The sequence below is a fragment of the Pseudoalteromonas sp. SG43-1 genome, from assembly GCF_014164415.1.
Classification (GTDB): domain Bacteria; phylum Pseudomonadota; class Gammaproteobacteria; order Enterobacterales; family Alteromonadaceae; genus Pseudoalteromonas; species Pseudoalteromonas distincta.
The window spans coordinates 20,918-36,097 of record NZ_JACJFD010000022.1 but is presented as its reverse complement, the minus strand read 5'-3'; the positions used below and the strand labels follow the sequence as shown (position 1 = coordinate 36,097).

Genomic DNA, 15,180 nt, shown 5'->3' with positions numbered 1-15,180 from the left:
TACTAATTTGATGCTCAATTTGACTCTTAGAGATCAATTCAGAGCAGTCTACTCGTAAACATTTGGTTCTATTGCCGTCAACCAAACTTTGTAATGATGATATGAAATCATATGTACCGTATCCAAGAGGAGCTCTAATAAATAGAGCATTTTCTTTAGCTAAAATATCTACAGATTTGCGCCTAATACTTTCTCTGACTTTACGGTTATACCCCCTATTTTCGACGTCGTAGTAGTTAACATTTTCTATAATTCTTCTACTTAACTCTTTTTCAGCATTTCTTTTTTTTTTAGTTCGGTTACTGCTGAAAGCTCTTTAAAAACATCGTTGCAATCAATCCCCTTAAAGAAGCTTATGCGCCCACGAGTTATTGCGTCTTTTAATTTATTGAATAAAGCAATTTGATATTTTTCTATAACGGCATCATTTGCTTCGAAGAAGCACCATAATAGGTTATAATTTGACTTATTATTTATCACCGTAGACGCTAAAGAGCGTGTAAAGCTATCGTCCCAACCACTATATCCAAGGATCGCTATAGTTTGCTTACTAATTAGCTCCTGAAGCGAGGTTTCGGTACGATCTCGGACTGAATTTAACTGAGAGGTTGTATGCATAGAATCCCCTCTATCCCAGATACCGTGCAAATGAATAATATTAATATTGCTATTAATCTCATCATCTAATTGAGTGTCAGCAACAATGCTAAAAGAATTAAAATGTATTCCTTGATTCGTAAACTCTTCTTCTAAGAGTGTATCGAAATTTGTAGTAATAATATTTTTTACATGTAAGTTTTTATTTTTAACACTCGAAACAAAATCCTTAACCGCTTGAGGAATTTGTTGTTTTCCATCTTCATCGAAGTTACTTTCTACTACCCGTCTAATAATTTCGTTAATTGCATCTTGTCCACATAGACCAGCAATTAAACTAAAAGATTTCTGGTATCTGTCCTGAGGAGAGAAGGTCTGAGACACCTTACAATATTCATCAAGTAAGCCATTTTCATTGGCAAAATCTTCAATGAATTTGAGCACCTCATCAACATTTGGAATACCTGCTCCATTAGTAATTTGACTAAATGCGGATCCCAAAAGGAATGTCACACCATTTTTCTCTTTCTTAAGCCGAGAAACAAGAATACTTTTATTATGCAAATCTACCATCATCAATTTCTCACTATCCCTTATGTTATTTTCTCCCACCATGGTACTTATCAAAAAGCATCTATGGTTATACACTTCAAAATTTAGCTTTCAAGTCTATGATTATAACTGGAATCATATTGTTAATTAGAGCAAATATACTACTCGCTAAATTAAAAATAGACTACATCATTGTGAACATAAATGCACTTAATAAGACTAAATTATAAGTTGGGTTGATTTTAAGCAAACAACATCTAAAAGTTTATTCAAATGAGGAGCACTACTAAATAATGTAAATGAAGTACATCTAGAGTTTGGATATAGCTAAAACAATGATCACATGAATTTTAAAAGCTATTCCATACATTTTGTTTAATAAACCAAAGTAATAATTACTAACATTCCAGCTACTCAATATCGTATATCTATTAAATTAAATCGGCATAAATATATAAGCGCGGGGTAAATTGCACAATATTAATATATAGCTACGAACTAATCTTATTCCCCCACTCTTCCAAAGCTTTACTTCTAGCTTCCATATACTCCTGCATATTATAAACGCCCTGCACACCTTGTAATTGATGATTGAGTATTTTCTCAATTACTATGGGATCAGCTCCTATGTCAGAGTCACCTAACCGTGTAGCAACCGTTCTTCGCAAGTCATGAGGTACAAATTTTGGTACTCCTAATTGCTCTAGTTTACGGCTTATAGAGCGTGATAGTGAGTGCCTGTCAATTGGTTGCTCACCTGGGCCTGATTTATTCGTTGTTGTACTCGGAAATACATATTTAGAATTGAGATAGCCAAATGCTGCCCGCAGCTCATCAAGCAAAAAAACCATATTTTGAGTGATCGGTACTTTATGGGTTCTTTCGCCATCTTTGTTTTGTTTTACGCGCTCGGCTGGGATTGTCCATATCATTTTGTCAAAATCAAATTCTTGCCACTGTGCGCCTGTAACTTCTATTGGCCGACAACCTGTTAAAGTAATACACTTCAATGCGTAAATAACTTGCTGGCTAACACCTAGCTTTGGTAAGCGTTCAAAAACTTGAATCACTTCGTCAAACTCTAGCGCTCTGGTTCGCGACTTTTCAAGACCGCCCACACTCTTCTTTTTAACAGTGCTTACCGGGTTGCCCTGCATAAGGTCTCTCTCAACACCAAAGTCGAACATTTGTTTTAAAATAGAGAGTGTTTTATTTGCTTGGGTATTTGAACCTCGATCTTTTATTGGATCAAGCACCTTATTAAGAATGTCACGCCGAGTTATCTCTTTGAGCTTATAGTTGCCTATAAAGGGCAAAATGTCTTTTTTGAACATTCTCATTACAGGATCTACGTCTTTTCGGTTAACTTTAATGTCTCTTTCAATAAACTCTTGGGCAAGCTCTTCAACGGTTGGTGATGTATCTTCGATAAACTGCTGCTTTAGTGATAGCTGCTTTGTTTCGTATACGTCTTCACCTAAAGCAACTCGCCCTTTTAGACTTTCGACTTCCTTGCGGACATCTTTTAAATCGCACTCACCAAAGTATCCTAAATGGTAATTACGCTGTTTACCTTTGATGCCACCAAAACGATAATTTAAGTAAAGTGCAATTTTGCGCTTTTTATCATTTTGTGTTTTACCTACACGTGCATGAAATCCACTTAACTTTGTGTCATTTATCCGTTTAATAGGTTCAGGGACTGAGCTTAATAACGAATCAGTTAATAACATTTTCACGACAGACATATGTAGCACCAAATATTAAACATAAAGTACATGCAGCATATATGTAGCATCGCCCGTATTCAATTACTTAATTCTACTTAGAGCTAACCCACACTAATAAATTAAATTTAAACACACTATAACAATTAGTTAAATTAAAAATAAGTTCTACTTGCAGCTACTTACTTCTACTTAAATCTAATCTTTATTTTTATGGGGTGGCAGGGGTCGAGAGTTCGAATCTCTCCATACCGACCATTAATACCAATCCGCAATAATACTTAATCATTTTGCGGGGCTAAACGTGTCGCTACCTGTGTTAAAAAATTCTCATTTAGAACAACTAAATAGCGAATTTTTTGCCTAGCTATCAACACGTTTTTCCATCCTAAAAATAGATCACTTAATTAAGCGAATTGGTATAAACTCCTTCTATATCAATAACTTAAACTTCTCTTCAAAATATAGCCAAAATCCATCTGTTTTGATTCTACAATTTATCCGTGGCACTATCTTATTTATCTAAGCGCACTTAATAAAACTGAGTTTAGCTGGCTAGTTTGGTGGTTTTTGAGGGGGTTGTATTTAAATGTTATTACCTTGAAGTGGCCTTTGTGGGATCTATATAAAGCCATTTAATTTCAATTTATTGAAATTAAAATAAAAAAGCGCTCTAAGCGCTTTTTTATTAAAGTACTAGTGCTTGCGCCCTACACCATTACGTACCATGTCTTGCCCTGTTTGGAATACATCTTCTGTAATACCGCGCGCTAAAAGTAATTTTTGATTATCGTCAAACACGGCTACAAAACGACTACCATCACTATTGTTTGTTGCCATACCAACGCCCGAAACACCCTTAAGGCCAAGACCGCCGTTTTCTACATTTAATAAAAAGCTTTCTAATTCGGCTAGACTAGAAATTACATCATTCTCTTTATTCATTTTAACACTCTTTTAGTAAGGCTTTTAAATCATTATGGTGGCTATTTTATATAGAAGAGCCAAAAACTTAAACCCTTGGCTCAGGTTAGTCACTAAATCGACTTTATAGCTAACTCTAAATTGCTTAGCGCACAACCAAACTCTTTTGCATTGATGCGATGATACTGCGTGTCACTCGTTGCTGTAAGGCTAATTATAAACTCGTCTTGTTGGGCTACCGCACTTTGCTCTTGGCTTAAACACATAGCTTGAGTAAGTGAACGCAGTTTTGAATTTGTTAAAATTGAGCCAAAACGCTGCACTGGCAGTGGAGGTATTTTTATAGCGGGTAACGCTTCATCTATTGTGCGTGCGCTTAAGGTAAACGTGTTATTGGTAATTTCAATTACACTGCTTGTAGGCCAGTACGAATAGCTATAGCTCTTACTCTCAGGTTGGGCTTTACCTTGGTTAGCCAAATGCACTACACCACTTTTGCCTATTACGGTTATTAAACTACCTTCTGGCGATTTGATAACAACTAAGGCTGTATTTTCATCAATACCAAATCCATGTTGAATCTCTGTTTTAGTATTTTTCACTTCGTTTTTATTTAGCGTTGCTGCAAGCCTAAATGTACGGTTTTGTTCGCTAAATTGAATATCTAGTACACCAAAGTTAAAACTGCCCAGCCCACCAGCATTAGTGTTATTTTCACTTTTACGAAGTGCCTCAAGGCTTGTCGTATTTGTAAGCATGCCCGTCACTTTACTTTGGATTGCTGCGCCCGCTCCTTCACCTACAATTACTGGGCGAGTTTGCAATGCTTGCGTCCACGGGTATGGGTTATTGTTTTGATCAAATAATACCTTATGAGTTAATGCTGCATTACCGCTATTAAACATCACACCGGTACTATTTTTAATAAGTGATACAAGTGCATTAGTGCCATTTTTACATAAAGCGTATTCGGCCTTTGTGCGATCGGGATAAATCACTTCACGGTTATACACATTCATTAATGTATTTCTAAGCGCTGGTAATTCATCGCACGAGTTACTCGTAATCGCTTTAGCAAGCGCTGGCGTTAGTGCTAACCATTGAGTGTTTATATTTGATTGTGCCAAAAGACTTTGCGCTACATCTGCCGACTCATAAGGGTCGCGGCTCGAAGCCGTAATAGCAAGCATGGTTGGTTTTGCGTTATTAACTTTTAAACTGCCCGACACAAATTGTAAAATATTATTAGTCGCAACCTCATTATTAAAATCGGTATTTACTTGCTCTTTTAAACGCTCACCGTTTTTATTAAGTAGCGGTACTTCTAGCATATCAAATACAAAGTTGTACTCTTGCTGAGTTAGACTTTCTAATTGCTGATTATTTATATCGCGCCACTGCCAGAGTAAATCTGTTTTTGATACGCTATTTGACGATTTACTTTGTATGGTTTTAAGTGTTTTTAATACAGCCGTTTTTGCCTCAACATTATTATTAGGCCAATGCTGCGCGATGTTTTTTATTTGAGAGCTGCTAAGTGTATATAAATTATGTGACTTACCATCAATAACAGCCTCTTTTTGGCAATTATTAAGCTTGGCGCTAGTACAGGTAGTAAGCTCTGACCCCACTAAAATTAAAGTTTGGCTTTGCTCTTGAGCCACTGCATTTATTGAAAAACCGGCACCGAACAATGCCACTACCATACCCAGTAACTTCGGCTGTTGATCACGTAAAAATGCACATATCATAATGTAAACTCTAATATAAATAATAAAACTAATGTGCTGTAGTTTAACAGCTAGCCACTTGCGCCTAAATATATTTTTATAAATGTTAAATAATTCAAGTCTCTGAAAAACGTTCGGGTTAAGCACTGCATTTAAATACATTGTTTAGTTTGCCCCTCTGTCTTTGTAAATATTATCTAAACAAATTTAAACGGAGCATTTATTGACCAATTTCATTGTTTAAATTACGGTGGTGAATTATTTTATGTAACTGGGGTGAAATATGGACTTTTCTAATGAAGAGATAAATTTTTTTGCTGAGTTATTTAAGCCCAATACAAAGTCACATGCTCACAACAGTCACGTTTTAACGTTACAAAGTTCAGTACCAGCCAATATTGCTCACTTACTTAGTAGCGCTAATTTAACCCTGCTCGCAGAGGTTGCACACTATCAGTTATGGTTTCCGTTGGACTTGAAAATTGATAGCGCCGGTATAATCAAACCGATTTTAACTGCCCCCGAAGTAATAGACACACAAGGTACGCTGCGCAGTTGGCGCTGGAGTGAGCTAAATATTAAAAGCCAAGGGTTTAAAATTGAATCAATATCAAACACGGGGATGTTTTTAAAACCCCTCAGAAAAGGTAACCATTTAAATAAATCGCAGCACATGGAATTTATTTTACCTAACAAACAAAGTATTTCGATGGAAATAGAACCCGTAAGGCAAAGCACGCAAGGTATAGCCGCTAAAATAACGCAAATTCATAGCGGTCAAGAGCAACTAAGAGCTTACCTATTTGAAGAACATAAGCGTCAACATGCTAAATTATACGAGAATGGCCAATTAGTTGAGCAGCTAATTTAATAGGTGTTTACCCCGCTATACTTGCATTTAGTTGGCTTTATTTAACCCCCTCTCAATGTTAATCTGTACCCTTATTAATAAATCATAAGGATATGACAATGCCAGGTGCTTTTGCGCACATCACTGCTGTTAATATTGCAACGCAAACCAAGTCACTCGCTAAAATGGATATGCCTAAAAAAGCAAAGCTTATTTTAAGCCAACGCCAAGCATACCTTGAACTAGGCTGTGTAGCCCCCGATTATCCTTACTTAGCTGTAGCGCAGCCTAGCCAAAATGCGTGGGCCGACCTAATGCACTATGAGCACACAGGCGATTTACTTAAAGCAATGATTGAATACTGTAAAACACTTGAAGGTGAAGCATTTGAAAAGTGTTTTTCCTGGTTATGCGGTTATATGGCCCATGTTGCTGCAGATATAACAGTGCATCCGGTTGTTGAATTAAAAGTAGGCCCTTACGCGCAAAACCAAACGGCGCACCGTACCTGCGAAATGAATCAAGACGCGTTTATTTGGCAACGTTTAAACTTAGGTGAGTTAGGTTATGCTGACCGCGTGCAACAAAATATTGGATCTTGTACTAACAAAGACGATAATTTTGATACCGATATTGCAAAAATTTGGCGACATGCTTTATTAACGGTTCACCCAAGCTACGCAGCACAACACGCTCCTAACTTTAATTCATGGCATAACGGTTTTCAGCTTGTAGTAAATAATGTTGAAGAAAGCTATCGATTATTTGCCTGTGCACGCCATGTTGCTGCTGATTTAGGCTTGTTTTATCCTCGCCCAAACGAAGTAGACCCCACTTTTATTGAACATCTAAAAACGCCGCACGAGCCTATGCATTACAACGATATTTTTGACTTTGCCGTTAGTAACATTCAGCACTACATAACCATTATTGCCAATGCCGTATTTTTAGATACTGATTACAGTGCAATTAAAAATTGGAACCTAGATACAGGCTACGATGAACACAACACGATGACGGTATGGAGCCAATAAAATGAAACACTTACTTTATATAAGCCTCATAGTATTACTTAGCGGTTGCTACACTCCTAAAAAAACAATCCAGAAGTGATGGCCGACTTAGCCTCACAATTAAAAGATATTGCTACAGCCGTTGATGGCACACTAAAATTTAGTGAAACATCCTATTCAACAACTGATGAGTTATTAAAAGCCGCTGTTAATAACGATTTAAGCAAACTTGCACCTTTTGGGGAATACACGCTTATTGTAAACGTACAAGATGATAACGCAGTGCTACTTTTATGTGATGCCAATACGGCTTTAATTGAAGATGCAGGCTGTACTGCTCAATCAGATATACAGCATTGGGGAGCAGGAGTTATTCATCAGTGCGAAATAACTATAAACGCCCAACAGCTCTGTAACTAGGTAATAAAATACCTGCTATACATTTAAAGTTGAGCCGTCATCTCTTTGGGGTTAAACACTAAGCCATGGCGGCTAACATGCTCTGCAAAATTTTCGGCTGACATTGGTTTCGCAAAGTAAAAGCCCTGAAATTCTTTACACCCCATTTGCGCCATTATTGCTACTTGCTCTTGGGTTTCTACTCCTTCGGCTACACACTTAATATCAAGCTCTTCACACATAACGTGCACCGCTTTAACTAAACTTTTTTGACGCGTAGAGCTTGTTACTTGGCTGATTAATGAGCGATCTAACTTGAGCTTGTTAATAGGGTAATCGGCAAGGCGTGCAATATTAGAATACCCCACTCCAAAATCATCAACCGAAATAGTAAAACCCCACGATTGCAGTGTTTGCATAAGCTTTAGCGAATGCGCTTGGTTTGCCTCAAGAGAGGTTTCAGTCAGTTCTAACTCTATTTGAGGTGGCTTTACGTTGAAGTCGGCAAGGTATTTAACCAGTTTTGACATAAAATCGGTTTGGCTAAAATCAATTAGAGATATATTTATTGCCACCGGCACACTCGGTAAACCCGCCTTAGTCCAATTGGAAATTTGAGCGCAGACTTTTTGAATAATCAGATCGGTTAACCTACTGACCATTCTGTATTCTTCGGCAATAGGAATAAATACCACTGGCGACACATTACCTAGTATAGGACTGTTCCAACGCGCTAAAGCTTCAAGCCCTATACATTTACCCGTTGCATCTACTTTAGGTTGATAGTGTACCGACAAATCGCCCTGCTGAAGCGCTTCATCTAATAACATCGAAATTTCGTATTTTTCGATAAAAGCTTGTGATTGTTTTTCGTTATAACCACTTAGAGGCATATTACAGTTTGCAACTTTAAGTGCTTCGCACGCATTGCTAAGTACTGTTGTGCTGTTTTTTCCGTGATCAGGATACTTTGCAAAACCAAATAAAAATGATTGCTGACACTTAGTGCCAAACACATTATAAGTTTTATCTAATGTATTTTTTATTTGCATTAATAGCTTATCTTCAAGCTCGTTTTGCGAGTTTGCGCCAATTATAAAAGCAAGCTTTCCTACTCCTATATGGGCACACAACAACGGCCCATCTGCCATCGCCTTTAAACGCTTGTACGCGTTAATAAGTAATGCTTGAGAGTCGGCTTTAGTGAGCTTTAAATTTAAGTATTCACTATTTGCACTTTGGGTAACAACGATAAAAAAACCTTTTTGGTATTTGCTTGTTAATCTGTCGCATTGCAGCTCAAACCATTCTCTATTAGGTAGTTTTGTTTGCGAGTCTCTAAAGCGTAAACGTTTATTTTCTTGTTCCATCATCGATAAATTTTGTTTAATGAGCTGTTCTTGCGTGCAATCGTAAAAGTCGTATACACGGTAGTTAGTACTCATTGTTATTTGTTGGTAGCAGGCTTTAAAATAGCTTTTTTTGTACTTCACAATTTTATTTTGAGCATTAGAGTCGTCAAAAACTAAGGCCGGAAATAAATGAGAAAGATTAACGCTTCCTTCTTTTAATTCTTTTTTTATACCAAACATATCAATAGCGTGTTGATTAAAATCAGTAATGACAAGGTTTTCGTCAACAATAATTTTGGCTTTATTTGATTCGGTGAACAGGCTTCGATAAAGCTCATTTTTATCTTTAAGGTGTGTATTAGCGCTTATCATTGTTTTGTTTAAACGCTTAGCAGCCACAATAGTGCGCGCCACAGCAAGGGGAATACAAATGTTAAAAAATAAGAATATTAGCCCTGTAATGTATAAGTCAGCGTCGGGAAGTTGTTGCGCTATGCCGGTTAAACCCGATAAATTAACGTTATTGATGATCATATAAAACGGCGCAATATTTAATACGCCATAAGCAAGGGCTGTTCTATAACCAAGTAGCATAAGTGCTATTATCGGGCAGGAATACATATACATAGAACCCACTTTAGCAAGCTCTAGGTCTGTTAAAAATAAGTTCATTGACACGCTAGCAGCTACAATAGCTATTAAAAGTGCATGAGCGCTAAAGTGATAAAAACGCTTACTTGCTATAAGTAAACCGCATACAGTCGCAAAAAAACTGCTTGTTAATACAACAATATAAATTAAGTTAAATTCAATAGCGCTTGTGTACGTGTGGCACGCCACAGCAAAACATAACACCATTACTAAAGATAGAATAATGCGCAGTGCACTTATTCGCCAATTAGCAACCTGACCAGGGGCTGAATAATGGTCATTTAATAAAAAGAATCTATTGAAAAAATGCATAATAAACAACAGTTAAAGCTCATTCTTCTATTAGACATTGATAGCTTGTTAAAATCAATCAAATGAATATAATTTCTATTTACATTGTTCTATAAAATAGACAGGTGTAAACCTACTTGTAAGCCGTTAAGCATTTATTTTCCGAGTGTTTTTACAGTTATCTTCTTTAAGAGCGAAACCACTGCATCCTAAAAATTCACCGTGCTTAGATTTGCGTTTACGCATTTCGCGACCACACTTTTCACAAATTGGGTGCTGCGTTTTACACTCTGTATTCACACATTGTGAGTACGTGTTTTTATCAACTGATGGGCTACTACAGCTTTTACACACTCGTAGTTTAGTTTCGCAAATCTGCGTATTAGTACAGCTATAATAATCACCATACTGACCCGTTTTTGGCACAATTAATCCGTCGCTGCACGTATTACACTCTCTTTGCTTTAGTTGCGACTTGTTAAACAACGTGGAGCCGATTTGAATAGGATAATCGTCATTTACTAGTTCTTTTACAAACGCTGAGCATGCATAAGGGTCTGCAATTAAATACGCTTTATGTTTTGCGCGCGTAATACCTACATAAAGCAAACGCCTTTCTTCTGAGTGAGTGAATTCATCTTGCACTGGTAATAACGACTCCACCAGGACGTTATTTTGATTATCGCTAGGAAACCCTAATTTACCTTGTTCAAAACCAATAATAATACAGTAATCGGCTTCAAGCCCCTTAGCGCTATGCAATGTCCAAAAATAAAGAGGGTTTGTATGCTTTTTATCTTTTAAATGCTGCTGCACGCTATTTAACATGTATCGGTATCGACTAAGTATGGCAATGCTCGCTGATGCATCGTTTTTTTGAATAGTGCTTATGCTCTGCTGTACTTTTATTTCTATCGATTTAGTGCCTTGGTATAAATCGTCTAACAAAATAACTTGTGGTGTGGTTACTTGCGTATGTGTGCTGATCTGCTTTTTATATTGCTCAGGGTTTTGCATTACAAAGCGCCCCGCTACATCACTAATACTATTGTTATATCTAAATGTTTTTTGCAACATAGTAAGTGAGTGGCTGCCCACTAATTCATTAAAGCGTGTAGTAAGCGCTAAATTACCACCCGAGAACCGATAAATTGCTTGCCAGTCATCACCTACCGCAGTAAAGCGTATTCCTTTGCCATATTTTAATATGGCATTTAAAAAAACCATACGCGCACTTGATATATCTTGAAACTCATCAACTAAAATGTGGCTCCATGGAATATTAAAATCTCCGCTTACTATCGCCTTTGTTGCTTGAATAATCATGTCGTCAAAATCAATGGCATTTTGCGTGCTTAGTTCATTTATATAAGCGTCATGAATTTGCACTAACAAGTTTGCATATTGTTGATAGTTTTTAATACCACTTTGCTTGATGCGCTGCGCTATTTGCTTATTACTTAGTTGCTCCACTCGAATAGCTTGTAAGCATTTTATGTACTTATCAATGCCTTGCTGTAACTGTCCTGAGTTATTTAAAGTATGAAATATTTCGTCGTTACTTAAAGGTGTTAATTCAACATTATGCTGCTTTAATTGTTTAGCGAGAGTTTGCTCTAGCTTTCCTTCTACCCAGTTGTAATGAAAGGTTTCGAGTAAAGTGGTGCCATTTTGTTTATGTAACTTACGCTTAAATGCAATTTGCTCGTTATAGTGTTTTTTATCTATATCGGCACGAGTATTCCCTTGCCTATCAATGCCAAAGTGCTCTAAGTAAATATCGTATTGAGGTATATAAAAATCAGGCTTATATTGCCCACTTAGCTCTGCGCCTTGATTAAAGTGATAATTCACCTCATAACTGTGCGCCACGCAATTCAAATGTAGCCAGTTTGAAATAAGCACTTCCTGATAACTTTTTACTTTATGACCCGCAAGGCTACGGTATTCGTTATCGCGTACGTACCGCTCGTACTGTGCATTATCTTTAAAGCTAAATATATCAATCGGCTCATGGAGTAAATCTACAAATGCTTTTAAAAACTGTGGCTCGGTTTGTATTTTTTTACTTACCCACCCAGTTAACCAACTATTTAATTGAACTGGGTCGGTTGCAAATTTTGACAATTCGATTGGCTTTTTAGCACTTTGTAATAATTTAAGCCCAAGCGCATGAAACGTTAAAATAGTGGGTGCTTTGGTATGCAATTTTGCATACGTGGCGCGTTTAATAAAGCGCTCTTTAAGCTCATTTGCTGCTGTTTTATTATAGGCCAGCACCAAAATTTGCTCAGGCTTGGCAATATCACACGCTATTAGATCTAACGATTTTGCGACCATCACAGATGTTTTACCTGTGCCTGCTGCCGCTAATACTAGGTTTTTATCGTTATCGCGTATAACCGCTAAGCGCTGCTCTGTTGTTAATGGATTTGACTCTACTTGATTAAAAAAGTCATTTTTAAGAGTTAGCTGTTTTTTTTCATATTTATGGCGCAGCTGTGCGATTGCATCGTGAGTATTGGGTGTGGAGCTCAGTATATTTAAAAATTTAATACTGCTTGGCGATAAGTGTTGTTGCCATGTATTTGTACTTTGAGCGTATTGTTTAGCAAGTAAAAATACTTCGTTATTAAGTATTTTCATGGAACTATCACGTAAAAACTCATCTAAAGCATAACGCTTTAGCAAAGCCTTGGCGTTATTTACTTTTTGCTCAAGCATGGCTGAAAATTGCGTATTAAGGGCGGTATTTAAAGACTTAGCTTGTGCTTTGTTTAAAAAGCTAATTGATGTATTGCTACTATCGCACAAATTAATTTTGGCGCTAAATAAACGATTTTTAAGTATTGAGTAATTATCAAAGTCTTTAATTAAAAATGTCCGTGCGGGAGCACTTCTAAAATGCACAACAAGGCGCTCTTGTTCAATAGTTACGTGTTTAATACGGGTAAAAAAACGGCCTAGCCAACTTGGAGTAGCAATATACTGCGCCATAATACTCAATATGAAGATATGCTTTGGCTTGATTGTAACATACTCTTTTATATTACATTTAACGCTAAATAGTAGCCATTTATCAAGCAACCTCTTAGCAGGCTGACTTTTAAAACTTAATGTTATCATTTTACTCACAACCATTAACAATTTTAAACATTTACAGATAGTGTGTTGTGTAACAATGCACAAATACACTTAATATATTTACCAGGTATATCCGCAATTAAACAATTACTTATAGCTAATTCAGTGGTTAAAAGGAGCTAACATGCTTAAAAAGTGCATTACCACAACTGCTTTAATTTTATTATTATGCGCCTGTACAACAGAAACAGAGTCGAATTTAGTAAAAACAAAAGGAATTTGGGCAGGCTTTGAACTGATTTCTGACGGTAACCGCACGCGTGTTAACGCAGAGCTAAATGCGGGAGATGCTAATGGCTCAAACATTATTTTAAGCGATAGCGACTCATTGCAAGCTGTTGTTAATAACACTGCTATTGTACTTACAAAAGATACCGACTTTTTAGACGTTGATTACCAAGCGTATATAAATGCTACTGATGATAACCAACAGTTTGATATAAAATTTAAACGAGACGATGGCATAAATGCGAATTCAGGTGTGGAACTACCTTTAAATTTTATTATTTTAACCCCGAGTAACAACCAAACTTTTAGTATTAATAGTCCCCTTACAGTTCAGTTAGATGGCACTGATCCCAATAGTACTAGTCAAGTAGGACTTAGCAGTAGCTGCACTAACAATAATAATGAAACACTTTTACAATCAATGCTTTTTGCGCTTGGCACTTCGCGCCTTGAAATAGATTTGCAAAGCTTAGATATGTTTAGCAGCTCGCAAGTAGATCAAAGTAAAACGTGTAGTTTAACCGTTAGTGTAAGGCGTGAACGAGTAGGTAGTATTTCGGGTGAGTTCGCAAGCCAAAGTTATATTAAAGCCCAGCAATCACGCGCTATTAAAAATATGACTTTAACGTTTTAATTTGCACGCTAATTTACTCAGCGTTAAGCTACGCCTTTATTAAGTAATTTTACCAATTGTAATTGCCCTCCTTATTTATAGGAGAACAAATAACAGTTGATATAAAGGTTTATTATGACTAACAGCACATACCCTATTGGCACACCAGGCAAAAAATGGAATAACAACGATAAAGCCCAGTGGTTAGCACGCCAAAACATTAAACGCAGTTACCAAAACGAAGTCGTAACGCTAATTAATGACCTTAAAAGCACCTTAGATATAGAGCAATACGGCGAGCTTAATTACGCCGCTGGTACTTACCCATTATATATATTAAAAACGCCTAACTTTAATGCCAATAAGCCAACTGTTTTAATCACCGGTGGTGTACATGGCTACGAAACCAGTGGCGTACATGGCGCACTTAGATTTGCTAAAACATCCGCTATGCAACACTCTGAGCAGTTTAATATTGTTGTTGCGCCCTGCATTAGCCCTTGGGGATATGAAACAATAAACCGCTGGAACCCTGATGCTATTGATCCTAACCGCTCATTTTACGAAGACAGCCCAGCACAAGAGTCAGCAGCTATTATGGCGTTTGTAAAATCACTCAATGTAGACTTAGTTGCTCATATTGATTTACACGAAACAACCGACAGCGATAACAGTGAATTTAGACCCGCACTTGCTGCCCGTGAAGGCACGACAAACACTAATTGGAACATACCTGATGGGTTTTATTTAGTGGCCGATACCAATAAGCCTGAGCCTGAATTTCAAAAAGTAATTATCGAAGATGTAGCAAAGGTCACGCACATTGCACCGAGTGATGAAAATAACCAGTTAATAGGCGTCCCTCAAGAGCAATTTGGCGTTATTAATTACGCAGCACGCGATTTAGGTTTGTGTATGGGCTTTACAGATGCACCCTATGTAACCACAACAGAGGTATACCCTGATAGTCCAACAACCACAGATGAAGAATGTATTTTGGCGCAAGTAGCGGTTATTAAAAGCGCCCTTAACTATATTAAAGCACTTTAATAAGTTTGCAGCCGCTTGTACCCTATTGGCTGCTAAACTAAATTTAGATAAAAAGCTAA

11 protein-coding genes are annotated in these 15,180 nt (G+C 37.1%); 5 read left to right on the top strand and 6 right to left on the bottom strand.

All coding sequences use genetic code 11. The features are described 5' to 3' along the window. Positions 1–261: 261 nt before the first annotated feature. The 4 genes from H5159_RS20930 to H5159_RS14830 form a co-directional block, all read right to left on the bottom strand. On the bottom strand, positions 262–1,212 hold the full coding sequence (locus H5159_RS20930; protein ID WP_220496460.1) for an SIR2 family protein: 951 nt from the start codon (positions 1,210–1,212) through the stop codon (positions 262–264). 428 nt (positions 1,213–1,640) lie between these two features. Then, positions 1,641–2,897: a tyrosine-type recombinase/integrase gene (locus H5159_RS14840; protein ID WP_182780519.1), complete on the bottom strand. Its 1,257-nt coding sequence runs from the start codon at positions 2,895–2,897 to the stop codon at positions 1,641–1,643. Positions 2,898–3,572: 675 nt separating this feature from the next. Then, the gene (locus H5159_RS14835) at positions 3,573–3,821 is read right to left on the bottom strand and encodes a hypothetical protein (RefSeq protein ID WP_024596835.1); all 249 of its coding nucleotides are present in this window, start codon (positions 3,819–3,821) and stop codon (positions 3,573–3,575) included. Positions 3,822–3,913: 92 nt separating this feature from the next. Next, the gene (locus H5159_RS14830) at positions 3,914–5,551 is read right to left on the bottom strand and encodes a cyanophycinase (protein ID WP_182780518.1); all 1,638 of its coding nucleotides are present in this window, start codon (positions 5,549–5,551) and stop codon (positions 3,914–3,916) included. A gap of 262 nt (positions 5,552–5,813) precedes the next feature. Here H5159_RS14830 and H5159_RS14825 point away from each other — a divergent pair, with 262 nt between their 5' ends. The 3 genes from H5159_RS14825 to H5159_RS14815 all read left to right on the top strand — a co-directional run bounded on the left by H5159_RS14825 (position 5,814) and on the right by H5159_RS14815 (position 7,813). Further along, entirely contained in the window at positions 5,814–6,401 is a 588-nt protein-coding gene (locus H5159_RS14825) for a hypothetical protein (RefSeq protein WP_024596834.1), read from the top strand. A 98-nt stretch (positions 6,402–6,499) separates the two neighbouring features. Next, complete coding sequence (locus tag H5159_RS14820) at positions 6,500–7,414, top strand: zinc dependent phospholipase C family protein (protein ID WP_182780517.1); 915 nt, start codon at positions 6,500–6,502, stop codon at positions 7,412–7,414. Positions 7,415–7,492: 78 nt separating this feature from the next. Beyond that, on the top strand, positions 7,493–7,813 hold the full coding sequence (locus H5159_RS14815) for a hypothetical protein (protein ID WP_259396092.1): 321 nt from the start codon (positions 7,493–7,495) through the stop codon (positions 7,811–7,813). Between the two features lie 23 nt (positions 7,814–7,836). On the opposite strand, the gene H5159_RS14810 is transcribed toward H5159_RS14815, so the two are convergent. Both H5159_RS14810 and H5159_RS14805 read right to left on the bottom strand, forming a co-directional pair. Beyond that, positions 7,837–10,107, bottom strand: coding sequence for a bifunctional diguanylate cyclase/phosphodiesterase (locus H5159_RS14810; protein WP_182780516.1), 2,271 nt, complete (start codon positions 10,105–10,107; stop codon positions 7,837–7,839). Between the two features lie 126 nt (positions 10,108–10,233). Then, the gene (locus H5159_RS14805; RefSeq protein WP_182780515.1) at positions 10,234–13,083 is read right to left on the bottom strand and encodes a UvrD-helicase domain-containing protein; all 2,850 of its coding nucleotides are present in this window, start codon (positions 13,081–13,083) and stop codon (positions 10,234–10,236) included. 271 nt (positions 13,084–13,354) lie between these two features. Here H5159_RS14805 and H5159_RS14800 point away from each other — a divergent pair, with 271 nt between their 5' ends. Further along, a complete protein-coding gene (locus tag H5159_RS14800) occupies positions 13,355–14,092 on the top strand; it encodes a hypothetical protein (RefSeq protein ID WP_182780514.1) in 738 nt (245 codons plus the stop codon). A gap of 114 nt (positions 14,093–14,206) precedes the next feature. After that, a complete protein-coding gene (locus H5159_RS14795) occupies positions 14,207–15,121 on the top strand; it encodes a M14 family metallocarboxypeptidase (protein WP_182780513.1) in 915 nt (304 codons plus the stop codon). The last annotated feature ends 59 nt before the right edge of the window (positions 15,122–15,180 follow it).

Bases quoted from the DNA above. Each gene is read 5' to 3' on its own strand.
- H5159_RS20930 (WP_220496460.1), bottom strand. From the start codon at position 1,212: ATGGTGGGAGAAAATAACATAAGGGATAGTGAGAAATTGATGATGGTA.
- H5159_RS14830 (WP_182780518.1), bottom strand. From the start codon at position 5,551: ATGATATGTGCATTTTTACGTGATCAACAGCCGAAGTTACTGGGTATG.
- H5159_RS14800 (WP_182780514.1), top strand. From the start codon at position 13,355: ATGCTTAAAAAGTGCATTACCACAACTGCTTTAATTTTATTATTATGC.
- H5159_RS14820 (WP_182780517.1), top strand. From the start codon at position 6,500: ATGCCAGGTGCTTTTGCGCACATCACTGCTGTTAATATTGCAACGCAA.
- H5159_RS14810 (WP_182780516.1), bottom strand. From the start codon at position 10,107: ATGCATTTTTTCAATAGATTCTTTTTATTAAATGACCATTATTCAGCC.
- H5159_RS14805 (WP_182780515.1), bottom strand. From the start codon at position 13,083: ATGGCGCAGTATATTGCTACTCCAAGTTGGCTAGGCCGTTTTTTTACC.
- H5159_RS14840 (WP_182780519.1), bottom strand. From the start codon at position 2,897: ATGTCTGTCGTGAAAATGTTATTAACTGATTCGTTATTAAGCTCAGTC.
- H5159_RS14825 (WP_024596834.1), top strand. From the start codon at position 5,814: ATGGACTTTTCTAATGAAGAGATAAATTTTTTTGCTGAGTTATTTAAG.
- H5159_RS14815 (WP_259396092.1), top strand. From the start codon at position 7,493: ATGGCCGACTTAGCCTCACAATTAAAAGATATTGCTACAGCCGTTGAT.
- H5159_RS14795 (WP_182780513.1), top strand. From the start codon at position 14,207: ATGACTAACAGCACATACCCTATTGGCACACCAGGCAAAAAATGGAAT.
- H5159_RS14835 (WP_024596835.1), bottom strand. From the start codon at position 3,821: ATGAATAAAGAGAATGATGTAATTTCTAGTCTAGCCGAATTAGAAAGC.